General features: G+C 54.8%; 7 protein-coding genes and 1 pseudogene. 5 read left to right on the forward strand and 3 right to left on the reverse strand.

The window, feature by feature from the left end; all coding sequences use genetic code 11:
• The 5 genes and pseudogenes from VGE80_RS10020 to VGE80_RS10040 all read left to right on the forward strand — a co-directional run.
• Window positions 1-216: pseudogene (locus VGE80_RS10020) on the forward strand (Ku protein); the annotation flags it as partial.
• Between the two features lie 1,205 nt (window positions 217-1,421).
• Complete coding sequence (locus tag VGE80_RS10025) at window positions 1,422-5,009, forward strand: acyl-[ACP]--phospholipid O-acyltransferase (protein WP_440592564.1); 3,588 nt, start codon at window positions 1,422-1,424, stop codon at window positions 5,007-5,009.
• A 205-nt stretch (window positions 5,010-5,214) separates the two neighbouring features.
• Window positions 5,215-5,532: a hypothetical protein gene (locus VGE80_RS10030; RefSeq protein WP_440592565.1), complete on the forward strand. Its 318-nt coding sequence runs from the start codon at window positions 5,215-5,217 to the stop codon at window positions 5,530-5,532.
• A 266-nt stretch (window positions 5,533-5,798) separates the two neighbouring features.
• Window positions 5,799-7,637: a glutamate mutase L gene (locus VGE80_RS10035; RefSeq protein ID WP_440592566.1), complete on the forward strand. Its 1,839-nt coding sequence runs from the start codon at window positions 5,799-5,801 to the stop codon at window positions 7,635-7,637.
• Window positions 7,638-7,768: 131 nt separating this feature from the next.
• On the forward strand, window positions 7,769-8,707 hold the full coding sequence (locus VGE80_RS10040) for an AAA family ATPase (protein WP_440592567.1): 939 nt from the start codon (window positions 7,769-7,771) through the stop codon (window positions 8,705-8,707).
• Between the two features lie 31 nt (window positions 8,708-8,738).
• Here the strand turns inward: VGE80_RS10040 and VGE80_RS10045 are convergent, their stop codons facing one another.
• From VGE80_RS10045 to VGE80_RS10055, 3 genes are all read right to left on the reverse strand, one after another.
• Complete coding sequence (locus VGE80_RS10045) at window positions 8,739-10,991, reverse strand: KUP/HAK/KT family potassium transporter (protein ID WP_373652105.1); 2,253 nt, start codon at window positions 10,989-10,991, stop codon at window positions 8,739-8,741.
• A 709-nt stretch (window positions 10,992-11,700) separates the two neighbouring features.
• Window positions 11,701-14,703 (reverse strand): hypothetical protein, encoded by a 3,003-nt coding sequence (locus VGE80_RS10050; protein WP_440592568.1) that lies wholly within the window; start codon window positions 14,701-14,703, stop codon window positions 11,701-11,703.
• A gap of 345 nt (window positions 14,704-15,048) precedes the next feature.
• Complete coding sequence (locus VGE80_RS10055; protein WP_440592569.1) at window positions 15,049-15,204, reverse strand: hypothetical protein; 156 nt, start codon at window positions 15,202-15,204, stop codon at window positions 15,049-15,051.
• Between the last annotated feature and the right edge of the window lie 16 nt (window positions 15,205-15,220).

Below are 15,220 nucleotides of genomic sequence, written 5' to 3' on the forward strand. Positions count from 1 at the left end.
GACTTTGATTTCAATCAGTACCAAGACAACTATCGTGAACGGGTCGAGGATCTGATTGAATCAAAAATGAAAGACCACCATGTCGAAGAACCAATTGCGGATGAAGACGAACCTGTGATGCTCAACCTGATGGAAGCGCTGCAGAAAAGTCTTGCGCAAACTGGTAAACGCAAACAGACTCCCACTCGGAAAACGCGGAAAACACGTTCCGCGTAAAGCCTACTTGAATTTATCCCGGGGCGAGGCCCTGAACGAAATGTCCACGCCAGGGGTAGGGATGTCTAAGGGAGATATCTGTAACCAACCAGGACCCGTCATCACGCCGCGACCGGCGCAACACGGAGATGCATCCTGATTGGTCCTCGTTGGTCCGGTAGTTGCTGTGACATCTCGATGTTGCGTCGAGATGTCCCGACTGTTTTCGGAGGAAGAACGATGAGTAGCAAAAAGAGCAGCTGGAAAATGGAACGGGCCAGCGTCCATCGAAAAGGAGCTACGAGGGCCAAGTCGAACAAGTTCTCAAAGAGCGACAAGAGCGAACGACCTGCGCCGCATAGCCGAGCAAAAGTTTGGGTCGGTTCCTACACTCGCAAAGATGGCCGTCACGTAGAAGGCCATTTCCGCCGGGTCTCCTGAATGAATGAAAAAGACCCACCTGGTAAAAATGAGGGCGTCGCAAAGCTCTTGAATGGCGAAGGCTCGAATCTGCAAATGTCCTGGCACAACGCTTGCGACTTGGACGTGCACAGGAGCTGAGCCGATTCTTAGGGGCCGCGGCACCGCTCTAAGTGCGCGCTTGCGTTCCGTGATGCGCTCCAATGGAGTACACCGCTTCACGTCGACAACCTTGACATTCTGCCAAGGAATTTCAGGTTCAGCGCCGCGCCCAATTCCTCCGCCCCCTCTGCCGCCGGTCTGGATCGACGGTAGGCCGTGATTCGAAGTCTATCAGCCCCGTTGCGGCTCCGCGTACACTCATCGTCCTGCTCGGCTTTCGTCGATGAGTTGCCCTAAGTGTGCTCCGAAGCGCGACGCTTCAATCTCTTTCGTTTGTGGGTTCTCTCTCTTTCAGTTGCGTAGAGCTTACGGCGGTGTATAGGGCGGCTGAACTTCCGCATGCTGATGATCACACGGCAAATCCTCGTTTCACCGCACCTTTTTTCTTCCGACAGAAGAAACGTTGCGTAGCGACTGCTCGCGCGTCCCACAAGGGGGAATCTTGGAACCGGTGGTCACCTGAGCGTCGTCTGAGTGGTCGCCCTGCGCTGGAGTTCATCGGGGTATCCTGCGTTCTTTGCGGGCGGTCCTTCGGGTCTCTCTTTCCAAAATTCGAGGCTTCCGCAATAGTGTCGTTTTGCGACGTCCTGTATCGGAATTTACATCTCTCCACTCGTTTTGTTTCCTCGAAGAATGGTCGTGGGATGACTACGTCTCCTGAATTACCAGATCAGCCTTTTCCTCCTGAACAAGGTGATCCGTCGACATTGGCGGGAGATTCATCGCTCCAGGCTGTCGGGGGTGAGCACACTACGGTTGGGCTAGGCTCACGTGAATTCCTGTGTCTGTTGCTCGTCCAGTTTCTGACGGTTCTGAACGATCACACCTTTCGATGGCTGGTGATACCGATCGCGAAGCCGAAGCTGGGGGCCGCTGCGGCCATTTCTCTCGGATTGGCCGCATTCACGGTCCCATTTATCGTCTTCTCGAGCCCTGCTGGATTTCTGGCGGACCGCTTTTCGAAAGCGTGGGTGATCCGCTGTTGCAAGGCTGCCGAGATCATCGTGATGGCCTTGGGTTTTGTGGCCCTCATGTGGGTAAACATGTCGCTGCTGATTGCTGTCGTCTTTTTGACGGGGGTTCTCGCGGCGCTGTTTTCTCCGTCGAAATCCGGCTCGGTCCCGGAGTTGGTTCACCCCCCTCTGCTCTCAAAAGCGAACGGTCTACTAGGACTGGTTACTGTGATGCCGGCAGCGCTGGGGTGTCTCGTGGGGAATATTCTCGCTTCGTACGCTCAACCGACACCGGAAGACCCTATTACAGTCAAATCGTTGATGCCGTCACTGGTGCTCATTCTAGGGACCGCAGTCGCAGGATGGGGGATTAGCTTTGGTCTGCGTCGCATCGGCGCAGCTGACAAGTCCCGTTCATTCACCTGGAATCTGTTCTCGGAAACCGCGGCCTCACTGTGCGTGCTGAAGTCCAGTACGTCGCTGTTCCGGACCGGCATCGGCATCGCGTTTTTCTGGATTCTGGCTTCTTTAGCTCAGATGAACATGGATCAACTCGGGACGAAAGATCTGGAACTGTCCCAGCAGCAGATCGGCATTCTGGGGTTATCGCTGGTGATGGGGTTGGGGATTGGCAGTGTCGTGGCGGGACTGTGGTCGGGCGGTCGCGTGGAACTCGGGATCGTCCCGCTGGGGGCACTCGGAATGTCGTTCTGGTCAGTGATGCTGTGTCTAACCGGATGGTTCGGTCACGCGAACCCAGGCTGGTCACTAATTGTTGTCTGTGTCTCACTGTTCTTTCTCGGGGCCAGCGCCGGATTGTTCGATGTTCCTCTGGAGTCATTTCTGCAGCAGGAGAGTGAGCCTCGATATCTGGGGCAGGTCATCGGTGCGACGAACTTCCTTGCGTTCAGCGGAATCTTGCTGATCTCGGGCCTGTACTATTTGATGATTGATCGGATGGGCATTTCGCCAAGTACGATCTTCCTGATGGTGGGAGTGGGGACAATTCCCGTTGCGTTGTACGTTATCGTATTGCTTCCCCAGGCCGCGATCCGATTCGTATTCTGGCTGGCCGTCAAGCTGTTCTACAAGGTGCGGCCGCATGGGCTCACGAATATCCCGCAGACAGGTGGGGCATTGCTGACCCCCAATCACATCAGCTTTGTTGACGGGCTCTTGCTTCTGATTACTGTGCCGCGGCCTGTCCGTTTTATTATCTACGCCGATTTCGTCTATAACCCCAGGCTGAACTGGCTGGCAAAGATTTTCGATGCCATTCCCATTAAGGCTGATGGGGGGCCGAAGACGTTAATTCAATCCCTGCGAACCGCAAGTGAGGCGCTGCAGAACGGAGAGCTGGTCTGCATCTTTCCGGAAGGGGGACTGACTCGGACGGGGCATACTCAGCCATTCCAGCCAGGGATGCTGCGAATTCTCAAAGGGACTGACGCCCCGGTCATCCCCGTTTACCTGCACGGTTTGTGGGGAAGCTTTTTCAGCCATCGAGGGGGAAAGATCTTCCGAAAGTGGCCTCAGAAATGGCGACATCCGGTTTCGATCTTTTTTGGTGAGCCACTTCACCAACCGCAATCTGTGTTTGACGTACAGGACCGTGTTCAACAACTGGGAGCTGCTGCTGTGGAGACGAGTAGAACGCACGAATTGACCCCCGCTCGCATTTTTATCCGCTCGATGAAGAAGTCGCTGGGGCAGGCTCGGATCGCAGATTCCAGTGGCGTCGAGTTAACGGGGGGAAAGCTGCTGACGTCAGTCCTGGCGATGAGGCGTGTGTTGCTGCGTGAAGTGATCGGAGTTGACGAACAGAACGTCGGTATCCTGCTTCCTGCAACGGCGGCTTCGGCGATCGTCAACCTTTCCGTGGCCCTGGCGGGCAGGACGGCAGTCAATTTGAACTTTACGACGACCGAAGCGGATATGCGTCACTGCATCAAGGAGGCCAAGGTGAGGAACATTCTCACCAGCCGGAAGCTTCTCGAGAAAAAGCCGCTTGATCTGGGTGTCGAGTTCGTTTTCCTTGAAGACCTCAAGGCGAAGGTGACCAACTTTGATAAGCTCGCTGCGGCCGTCGGAGCGTACGCGGTTCCTGCTGCTGTTCTCGAGCGATCGCTGGGACTGACACGCGTTCGTCCGACGGACGTCATCGCGATCATTTTCACGTCAGGTTCTACTGGTGAGCCAAAAGGCGTGATGCTGTCAAATCACAATGTCAGCGCGACGGTCGAGGCGGCGGATCAGGTCTTCAACATTACGAAGAAGGACTGCATCCTGGGAATTCTGCCGCTATTCCACTGTTTCGGCTATGTGGCTGCATTCTGGCTGCCGCTGTGCGTGAAGGCGAAAGTGGTCTTTCACTTCAATCCACTGGACGCACGCTTGATCGGAGAGCTGGCTCAACAACACAAGGCAACGATTCTGTTTGGAACTCCGACCTTCCTGCGCGGGTTTCTTAAGAGATGTGACAAAGAGCAATTCAGTTCGATCGACCTGGTCGTCGTCGGTGCAGAGAAACTACCCCTGGACCTGGCTGAACAGTTCCGAGAGAAATTCGGGATCATGCCGTCCGAAGGCTACGGAACAACTGAAACATCCGGTCCCGCCTGCGTCAACGTGGCCGACCATCGCTGCGAGAAAGTCACTCAGAAAGGTACCAAACTCGGGACCGTCGGACGTCCCCTTCCTGGCATTGTGGCCAGATCCATCGACCCCGACACCAAACAGCCGCTTCCGGTCGGCAAGGAAGGAATTATCTGCATCAAGGGCTCGAACATCATGCTCGGCTACTTGAACCATCCCGAGAAAACGGCCGTCGTTCTGAAGGATGGTTGGTACGAAACGGGGGACATGGGGCTGGTGGATGAGGAAGGGTTTGTGAAGATCACCGGTCGACTCAGCCGCTTCTCAAAGATCGGTGGTGAGATGGGTCCTCATCTGCGCATCGAAGAATCGCTGCTGAAGATTTGTGAAGACCCGACCAGTACTGAACCCGGAATTCCTCTGGCTGTGACAGCCGTGCCCGACCCCAAGAAGGGTGAACGACTGATTGTGCTTCATCGGGCATTGTCGAAACCAGTCAGGCAGATCATTGATGAACTCGCAGCGACAGGTCTGCCGACGTTGTGGATACCCGGCAGTGACGGTTTTATCGAAGTGCCCGAGATTCCCGTTCTCGGTACGGGAAAACTGGATTTGAAGGGAATCAAGCAGGCCGCACTTGCTGCGTGCGAGAAGTCAGCCATTGCGAAGGCCAACTCCCGTTGAAGTATAACCGATCACGGCGGACGAGCCTGGGTTGCTCTGTCGATTCGTACGAAAGCGGCAAAGCGGCAGAGCGATGAGGCTCGGCAAGCCGAGTGCGGGCAGCCGGAATGTGTGACGGACCGAGGACAGAAGACGGTTGTGAGTTCTCGAGATTTTGTCGGAACCCCATGGCCGGTTCGGGTGGGAAGGATCGAGCGGTCAGAACATGCTTGAATGGCTTAAACATGCCTTTGCGGTCAACCCCACCGGACCGGTGCAGCCGACATTGTCCCAACAAGCTGCCATTGATGCGGTCTGCAGAGAGATCATTCGGCGCCACATGACGCTACCCGCCCAGATGATGCTCGAGTCATCTGCACCGCTTAATTTTGTGACGGGACAGTTGCTTCGAATGGCCGAGCCGTTTCTGGGGCTGATTCTCGATGGGGCCAGTATCCGGGACTTTGCATCGTTTCTGGAACAGCGAGGATCATTGGAGTACATTTCCAGGCGGCTGCAGGAATTGCAAGAACAGGGAAAGTAGGCTTGTTTTCTGGATAAACCCAGACTTGCCAGGGACTGTACGCAGTCGCGACGGGGGCTATCTGGTTTAGAAGGTTGGTGAGAGGCATCACTGGATGCATCTGGTGATGCATCTGGAAACTGTAGTGGATGAGCGCCGCTGATTGCACGTCGAACGTCGTAATCAGCGGCGGCCCTGGTGTAATCTGTCTCAGAGTAGTTCGGGCATGACACTCAGGCTTCGAGGCGATTGGTATCCTTCCCCCGATCTAGAAAATTGGCGGCTGAATGACCTCAACTGAAAACGGGCATCTTCCTACGGCATCTCGAGTCACTGATCCTGCTTCGTTACAGGTGATACTTGCCACTGACTGTGGCAGCACAACGACGAAAGCGATCCTGATTGAAAAGATCGACGGGGTCTACCGTCAGACGTTTCGGGGCGAGGCCCCAACGACGGTGGAAGAGCCGACGGCCGACGTAACATTAGGCGTCATCAATGCTGCCACTGAAGTGGGAGAACTGGCGGGACGCCGGCTGGTGGACGAGCATGGGCAGATTATTCGACCCGCTCGCGGAAATGAAGGTTGTGATATCTATATCTCGACCTCCAGTGCCGGAGGCGGATTGCAGATGCTGGTGGCCGGAGTTGTTCGCGAGATGACTTCTGCAAGCGCTGAACGGGCGGCGCTGGGCGCCGGGGCGATCGTGATGGAGACCTTGTCCTCTAACGACAAACGTCGCCCATTCGAGCAGATTCAGCGAATTCGTGAACTGCGGCCAGACATGATACTGCTGGCGGGAGGGACGGACGGGGGTACAAAATCCCATGTTGTTCAACTCGCGGAACTCATCGCACCGGCAAAACCTCAGCCCCGTTTTGGCGGGCAGTATAAGATGCCCCTCATCTACGCGGGTAATCAGGATGCGGCTCCTCTTGTCAAAGACGTGCTGGGTGATTCAGTCGAGTTATCAGTCGTACCTAATGTGCGACCAGTGCTTGAGCGTGAGGAGTTGGGGCCTGCTCGCGACCGCGTTCATGAGCTGTTCCTGGAACACGTGATGGCTCACGCACCCGGTTACGACAAACTGATTAATTGGGCCGATGCTCCGATCATGCCGACACCCGGGGCCGTCGGCGACATCCTGCAGATGATCGCTGACACACACGGCATCAATGCAGTTGGGGTAGACATTGGTGGTGCCACGACGGATGTCTTCTCGGTTTTCAGTGGGACATTCAACAGAACGGTCAGCGCGAACCTGGGAATGAGCTATTCCATTTCGAACGTGCTGGCGGAAGCGACACTTCCCAGAATATTGCGGTGGATTCCGTTTGATTGCGACGAGCGCGAACTGAGAAATCGTGTTAAAAACAAGATGATTCGTCCGACGACGATTCCACAAACGAAGGAAGCTCTGATGTTTGAGCAGGCGGTTGCACGGGAAGCCCTGCGGCTGTCTTATTTGCAGCATCAGCAGTTTGCGACGACGCTGAGCGGAGTGCAGCAGCAGCGTTCGATCGGAGACGCGTTCGTTCAGCAGCGTGGTCCGCGGTCCATCGTCGATAACATGCGGCTGGATTTGCTTGTCGCCTCGGGAGGTGTACTGTCCCATGCACCGCGGATGGAGCAAACGGCGATGATGCTGATTGACGCATTCGAACCCGAAGGGATTACTCGACTGGCCAAGGACAGTATCTTCATGATGCCGCACCTCGGGGTGCTGTCGTCAGTTCACTTGAAAGCCGCGCTAGAAGTTTTCGAACGGGACTGCCTTGTGTTTCTGGGAACGTGCATTGCGCCGAAGGTGAAGGGAAAACCAGGCAAGCCGGTCTGTAAGTACTCATTTCAAGGGGATGGCCTGTCACGAACAGGGGAACTGCAGTTCGGCGAACTGATCCGGTTGCCTCTGGCAGTGGGACAAACCGCCGAGGTCAGTCTTTCACCAATCGCAGATACTGACGTGGGGAATGGGCCTGGCAAGAGTCGCACTGCGACTGTGCATGGAGGCACCGTCGGAGTGATTCTGGATGGGCGGGGGAGGCCTCTGGAATTGCCGATTGACCGGGCGCTCTGCCGGGCCACGGTCGAAAAATGGAACCTGTCTGTGGGAATGTATTCGTGAAATCGAGGGCCTGTGTCGGACGCATGGCAACTTATCAATTTGTGGCCGTGGTGAGTTTGACGAGGCGCCGATGAAGCTGGACACTGTATAGAATAGCACCCGGGCGAATTGTTTGACTTGGAGAGATTTGAGTGGCCGACGAACTGCATTTGATTGCGGCGCTGGAACGAAATATTGCGTCTGCCATTTTGGGCAAACCTGAAGCGATTCACCTTTCGCTCGTTGCCTTGCTGTCGGGAGGACACCTGCTGGTGGAAGACGCCCCCGGAGTCGGAAAAACTTCGTTGGCCAAAGCGATCGCCCGCAGCCTGGCCTGCGATTTCAAACGGCTGCAGTTCACCCCTGATATGCTGCCCAGTGATATCCTCGGTTCTAATGTCTTCCTGCCGAATCGTGGCGAATTCGAGTTCCGGCCGGGCCCCATCTTTACAAATGTGTTGCTGGCCGATGAAATCAATCGAACGACGCCACGAACGCAAAGTGCCCTGCTCGAAGCGATGAGCGAAGGGCAAGTGACAATTGAGGGTGAGACACATACTTTGCCAGATCCTTTCTTTGTTCTCGCGACGCAAAACCCCTTCGAGTTCGAAGGGACCTATCCGTTGCCGGAAAATCAGCTTGACCGTTTCATGATCTGCATCGAGATTGGCTACCCTTCTCGCGAGATCGAGAAGAACGTGCTGATCAATCACCGGGAAGGAGAACCGGGTGAAAAACTGGGTTCAGTCATTACGACGGAGCAGCTTCGTCGATTGCAGTCGGCCGCTCGCGCTGTGAAAGTCGAAGATTCCCTGAATGACTATATCCTCGAAATTGTGGATGCAACGAGAAACCACGAGCAACTTCATCTGGGCGTCAGTACGCGAGGGGCGATCACGCTCTATCGGGCTGTCCAGGGACTGGCCCTGATCGAAGGTCGCCAGTACGCCGTCACTGACGACATCAAGAGACTCGTCCTCCCCGTTCTTGCTCATCGAATTGTGGTCAAAGGCATCTTGCACGAAGGCCGGCGGGACCGAGCAAATTCCGTCCTTAAGCAGATTCTCAGCAAGACACCTGTGCCGAATTGAGTCGGTGAAGAACTGCCCCCGGGTGGAACGCTCACGCGGGGGAACCTTCTCCGGTTGACTCGATTTCCAGTTCTGGTAAAGCGACCTTGGCATCATCTCTGTTGAAGACCACGGGGATAATCTCTTTCGAGATGGCGGCATCGTAAACCAGGCCAAGGTATTTATGTGCGGGCGTTGAGATCCTCAGGATCCAGCGGAATAACCAGAGTCTGAGCTGCTGGAGCAGCCCCAAGTCCTGCCCCGCGATGACGTCTTCCTCACCCACCTCGATGATCCAGCGGTCGGCGGCAATCCTGATTTGCTTCGCGGACTGCAGTTCCCGCAAGGTTTCGCGAACAGACGGCTGTTCCAGATAGCCGAAGGTTGCGACGACAGAGTCGATGTCATGTCCCAGGTGAAAGACTTCATAACGCGACGGGGTCACCTTCGCGTAGGGCTGCGAAATCTGCCTTACGTGCAGGAAAACAATGTAAGAAGGTAAGACGCCATACTTCTTCAGGAAGACGCGCAACACAATTGGCACGTAGTCGTCGATACCTCGAATAGGTCTGGAGCAAAGGAACACTGCGGCACGATCGCTCTCGACAATCTTGCGGCGACCTTGAACCAGTTTTCGGGCATAGGGAAGATTTTCCTGCATCGTAAGTTCGAGGTCATCGAGCATATCTCGCAGAGCGATCAACCAGTCGAGCTTCTTTCCTTCGCGAACTCCAAAGCGGTAGAAGGCCGAACTCAACTGCGACCTGCCCCACTGCCACGTGAGCATGATGGTGGTGAGAGCGATTGCAATCAGAACCGGGAAGTATCCACCGTGAATGATCTTGAGCAGATTGCTGGTAAAGAATGTCAGGTCGACGAGCAGGATGGGTAAGCAAACCAGGATGCTCAGCCAGATTGGCCATCTCCACCGATAGAAGGTTACGTATCCGAAGAAGAGCGTGGTGATGACCATCGTCGCTGTGACGGCAATTCCGTACGCGGCGGCAAGATTTCCAGCACTTCTAAATGACAGCGTCACTGCTACACAACCTGCGAACATCAGCCAGTTGACGGCAGGGAGGTAAACCTGTCCTTCCGCTTCGTGGCTGGTGTACCGGACGTCGCAGCGCGGCATGAATCCGAGTTCAATCGCTTGCTTGGTGATGGAAAAGAGGCCTGTGATTAACGCCTGCGATGCTATGAACGCAGCGATTGCTGACAGAAACAGATCAATCACGAGCATCACATAGTTGGTCGTGTCGTCACCAAATTTGGGCGTCAATGCGTAGAAGCAGTTGCCTCGCGGAGGTACCCCTTCCTGCAGGATATACGCAGCCTGTCCTGCGTAGTTCAGCAGCAGGCAAGGCAACACAAAAACAAGCCAGGAGATCATCACGGGGTATCGCCCGGACAACGCTGGAGGCAGACTTTCGCTGACCGACGAAGGTTCGTGGTTCGTCACTGCGAAGTGGCCGATGTCCACGAACTTCGCTTCTCCTCCCGTGATGGCGAGAACGACGACGCCGAGAAGGACGAACGCTCCGGCGCTGGGGAAGCTCATCAGAAACTGCAGAGCAAACCAGGGATTCACCGCTTCAAAAATGTCTGGTCGTCGAATGATCCATGGGAGCCCTTTCAGTGCGATCCAGGGAAACCAGACGAGAAGCATGAACCAGCCGAAGAAGCCACCGATCTTGCTTGTACCTCGCCACTGCACTTTGAACATCACGAACAGACAACACAGTGTTGCAATGATCGCGGGAGTTTCTCCCAGGGGTTCGAATGCGCCGAGCATGCTGATCGATGGAGTGATGATGCCATCCGATGCCAGCAGACCTGCCGCGGCTACCACCAGATAGCTCAGCACCGTAATTCCTACGACACGACCCGTATATCCCTGCAGCAGGCTCCAGAGAGCGAATGTGCCCCCTTCCCCGCGATCATCGGCTCGCATGACGAGCAGGTCATATTTGATGGTGACAAACATCAGTGCCCAGAAAACCAGGCTCAGTCCTCCCAGGACTTCGTTGCGGTTGAGGAGATCGGCCCCGCCGCCGAGCAACAGGGCGTTCAATTCGTTGTGAGGCAAATGATGGTTTTTCAGTCGTACGGTCTCACGAGTGATTTCCATCGTCGTGTAGAGCACCGAAGTGCCGATGTCGCCGTAGACGGTACCTGTTGCTTCACGGATCCTGACCCACAGGCTTCTCGGACGGGGGCTCTCAGTGGGGAGGGGAGTCGGTTCGGCTGTATGGTCAGATTCGTCGGCAGCACCGTCGGTCGAACTGGTTTCAGTGTGGCTCATTAATTTTTCCAGGACGTATCATCGTGCGATATGCGGCGAAGCAACGAAAAAGTTCGCTGCAGTTGTGTATTGTGTCTTATAATCAGCAACACGGTTGCGGCACTGCGTTCATGGCTGAACAATTGGCCCCTCGATTTGTGGTTTCGAATGGCCAGAGAACGTCTCGTTTGAGTCTCGTGGGCGAGCTGATCCCTGGGACCGACTGCCGCAAAAGAGCGGAAGTCGAGCTAATTCAGTCGGGGTTTGAAGGTCGCGCGATCCCCATGTGAGACCGTTCACGAAGTGGGCTGAGAGGGCGGTTACGGGATTGGCAAACTTCGGCGTCGTCTCGCACCAACTTGAAATGGTCATATCGGACTCACAGGAGACTCGGCGACATCAATCTTCACACCCGATTCGAGTGTCGATGCCGCACCTCGGTGACTAAGTCGGACGGGAGAAAGCTCCGACACGAATTGCATCACACAGGGCACAGGGATCATACGCGAAAAAATTGTCCAGCTGAACAGTGCAGGTGCCAAGAATGTGCGGCAACTTAGGTCGAATCCGGATTGGCACTTTCCAGAACCTTCACGCCCTGTCGAGATGATTGTTGTCGCCTCAGGATGAGCAACAGATTCAATGAATCAATTCCTCTGGGAAATGGTGAGCGCTCGCACGAGCGTGACGATCACGAGCATCAACGCCACGGCTCGCAGAGATCAAGCGGTCACATTTCACCGGCAGGATTTGAACGTAGGGGCAGACGGTATCGTTCCCGGGATTGATATTTGCGAAGGCGTTCTTCCCAGTCGAGTCGCAATGTTTCGTCGGACACTTTGAGCGCAGCCTCCTGATGTTGAATCGCCTGATCGAAATCTCCCAGTTCTGCATAGACCGCAGCGAGGGCGGCGAGTGCGCGTCCGTGTGGCTGCTGCGTGAGTCGCACATTCATTTCGGCGCTCTGTTTCGCTGAATCAAGGTTACGCAGTGAGTCGTCTGGACCGATGGCGAGAATCTCGACATACCGAGAAAGGGCATCCGGGATGTCGCGCGGCTCGCTGAGGACGATTTTGAACTGCTCGGCCGCCGCCTTGTAATCACGGAGATGATCAAAAAAGACGAGTGCCTTCCAGTAACTGAATCCATTGATCCTGGGCCATTTGGCCAGGGCTTCGTCGGCCAATGCAAGGACAGCCTCATCCTTGCCTTGTTCGAAGCGGACACTGCAAAGTCCAAGCAATGCGGCCGTGTCTTCTGAATCATCGGCGTAGCGGTTTTCCCAGTACGCGACTCGTTGTTCGAGTGAGACCTCAGGAAGAGGTGGAGATCCCGTATCCAGTCTGCGAACCTGAAGTTGACTCCACTCCATCGCGCCGCTTGACAACCTTCGGGCACGAGAGCTCAAGGGGCTATTTTCACCGAGGCATAGCCAACCATCGGGAGGTAATTCTTCGGGCAGATTGATTGAGAGTAAGACTTCGTCATCGACGCGGTATTCAGCCACCTTGGGCCAAAGTTTGACTCTGAGATGATGCGACTTTGTTGAGCTGAGTGGAAACATTCCAATTCGGGGGGTAGACCCCACGACGATCTGTGCATAATCGTGCCGAAGCCTTTCTGTCGAGGGGTACGTCGCAAATTTTGAAGGCTTGATCGTGAAGTGCGGTAAGAGCGATGAGTACAAGTCAGTCTCGCTTTTCATCCCCTCCCGGGACCACCCCACACCTGCGTCAGACGGATAGGGCTCTGGCTCCAAAATTTCAAGGCGTCCTTCAAACTCCAGAGGAGGACGGAAACTGGCCAGGGGGCGCAGGCTGATCTGGCCCCTCATACTCCACCTTCGGGAAAGCATCACGTGGTTCTCCTCGGTGACAGTATAATTATCACAATAGGGTTCCCATCCGCTGAGCTGCGAATCAATTGCCAGAGGCACCAATTCTCCGGAGGAGAACTGCCGTAACTGTTTGAGCATGGTCTCGAGGTGGCGAAAGTAGTCCGCTGCGGCGGGATTCTGTTGGAATGAGCTGTCTCTCAGTTCTTTGTACTGGCCTTCCAGTTCCGCAATCGATTCGGGTCCATTTGATGCTTCGAAGGGTGTCCGCAGCTTCTCGTCAAAATCCAGAATCGGTTTCAGCAACTCGCCTTGTGCAGCCCTGAGTCTCGCTGTGAGATAACGACCCGGTCGTGACTCTTCCTGCAACAAGGTCCAGTTGATGCCTTCAAGAACCGCAGGAATATAGTCCGCTGCCAGTTCGAAAAGTTTGCAATCTTCCAGCTGCAAGATGATCAAAGCGGAGTAGTTAGTGAATGTGTCTCGAAGGACTTCTTGTGGATGTTCCTTATGATAAGTGTTGCGCGCTGCGACCAGGTGGTGCAGTAGTTTTATTGCTTCCGGGTGTTCCTTGAGAGACCAATCTTCCAATTTCGAAAGATCTGTCAGGACGTTAATGACAAAGAAGGGAACAAATGTCTGGAAGCGATCAGTGTTGACGCAGTTATTCGCAAACAGGAGCATGCTCTCGTAGCGACCACCCCATCGAGGATGTAATGAGTTCAAAAGCGATTCGTATGCGGGGTAGTAGTCGAATCTCGCCTCAATCGACTGGAGAAACCAAAAGTACGGGGTGTCTCCCGGAAGTGTTTTTGACCTGGAGATAGCGACCAGAGACTGTGGGGCATATGGCAATTCAGGATGCAAGTGCCACGCGTACTTCAGGTGGTCTACGGCTTTTCTGTGCAGGACGACAGATTTCGAATCGGGATCGATGCCTGACTCGATGTATTCACCTTGCATCAAGTGAAGTGCTCGGGTGGCGAAGTACTGGCCCGTCAGCAGGTGAACGACGTAGGGATGGATCTTCTTCGATTGAAGAACTCCCCCCAGAAGCATTTCACGCCGTTCCAGGGATGCATTGTCCCACAAATTGATCAGGCGATGGCAAACAGATTCCAGAAACTCCAGATTGGCTGCATCTTCTTCCAACCACTGAACGATCGCTGCTACGGCGTGTTGCCAGCGATTGGTTGAATTGGCGATGTCGGTCGGCTCTGCGGCGTCATGGAGCAGACACCTCGCATAGACCTGCACGGTTTTGAGATAATCTGTCGAAGGAAGCTCACTGACAACCTCGTTCCAGATCCGTTCGGATTCAAGTTTGTCGCCTTTCGCAATCCATTTCACACAAGCATAGTAAGTACGAAGTAACGGGTCGGCGGCTCCAGCATCAATAGCTGCATGGCCTAACTTCAGTAGATCATTATAGTCGACATTCTCTTCATGAAATCCGCCAGTGGCGCGTACATACGCCTCTACAAAGACTTCTCCGGCGAGCCGGGCGACATCAGCATCCTTGGTGATTCTGCGATAAGAGTCGAGTTCGCGTAATCGGTATCGCAGATAATCCTTTTTAAAGTCTGCCGTCGTACGCATGTTGACCTTCATCGGGACGATGAGATCTGGCCAGACGATCTCCTTTCTGCGTTTTTCGAGGAGGTCATCGACGGCGGGTCTGGCTGCAATTGCATCGGCCAACGGTTGAACGCTCAATGCATCAATCGAGACACCGAATTGAATGCCGTCGACTTCAATCGGGGGTGGCGTGAATTTCAGCCGCTCTTGCTCGAGAGTAATTCGTTGTTCCGCGAATTCGGCTTTTTTCTGGTACCACAACAACCATGCGAGTCCTGCCAGAACCAGGAGTAGTCCACAAACGCGCAAAGTGGTTCGCATGAAGAGTCTGCTCCGGGGAATGGACCTGACGCGATTTTTCATGTCAGCAATGTGAACTGAACCGAGATAATTCTCTCTCAAATCGTTCTGGCTAAAATCGACCGAGGTCGGAACGCGGCCGCGTATGGTCGTCGCTGGAGATCTCTTGAATAGACACACCAGCGGTGTGGCTTACTACAGCTTCCCCTCGTCGAGAGGGAAATCGGGATTCGCTGCTTCAATGATCGATTGCCGATCGGGGATACAGGTGAGCTGCCTGAGAATGAGACTTGGTACGTACACCGCCTGCGGGTCCAAAAACGAGAAAGACAGTGATTGCCGATACGCGACTGCGGGATCGCTTTCCTACGAAACGATCGCTCTGGAATTTACCAGAAGTGCGTTGGCATCATTGTCTGATCCAAAGTTCAAGAGTTGCGGGTCGAACTTCACTTCATGGCCGACTCGATAGGCGATGTTTCCCAAGTGACAGAGCGTGGCGGCTGCGTGTCCGATTTGCAGGTCGGCTGCAGGGGTT

This window comes from Schlesneria sp., assembly GCF_036405755.1.
In the GTDB taxonomy this organism is placed as follows: domain Bacteria; phylum Planctomycetota; class Planctomycetia; order Planctomycetales; family Planctomycetaceae; genus Schlesneria; species Schlesneria sphaerica.

Coding starts and splice junctions, on each gene's coding strand:
- VGE80_RS10035 (WP_440592566.1), top strand. CDS start 5,799: ATGACCTCAACTGAAAACGGGCATCTTCCTACGGCATCTCGAGTCACT.
- VGE80_RS10025 (WP_440592564.1), top strand. CDS start 1,422: ATGACTACGTCTCCTGAATTACCAGATCAGCCTTTTCCTCCTGAACAA.
- VGE80_RS10045 (WP_373652105.1), bottom strand. CDS start 10,991: ATGAGCCACACTGAAACCAGTTCGACCGACGGTGCTGCCGACGAATCT.
- VGE80_RS10050 (WP_440592568.1), bottom strand. CDS start 14,703: ATGCGAACCACTTTGCGCGTTTGTGGACTACTCCTGGTTCTGGCAGGA.
- VGE80_RS10030 (WP_440592565.1), top strand. CDS start 5,215: ATGCTTGAATGGCTTAAACATGCCTTTGCGGTCAACCCCACCGGACCG.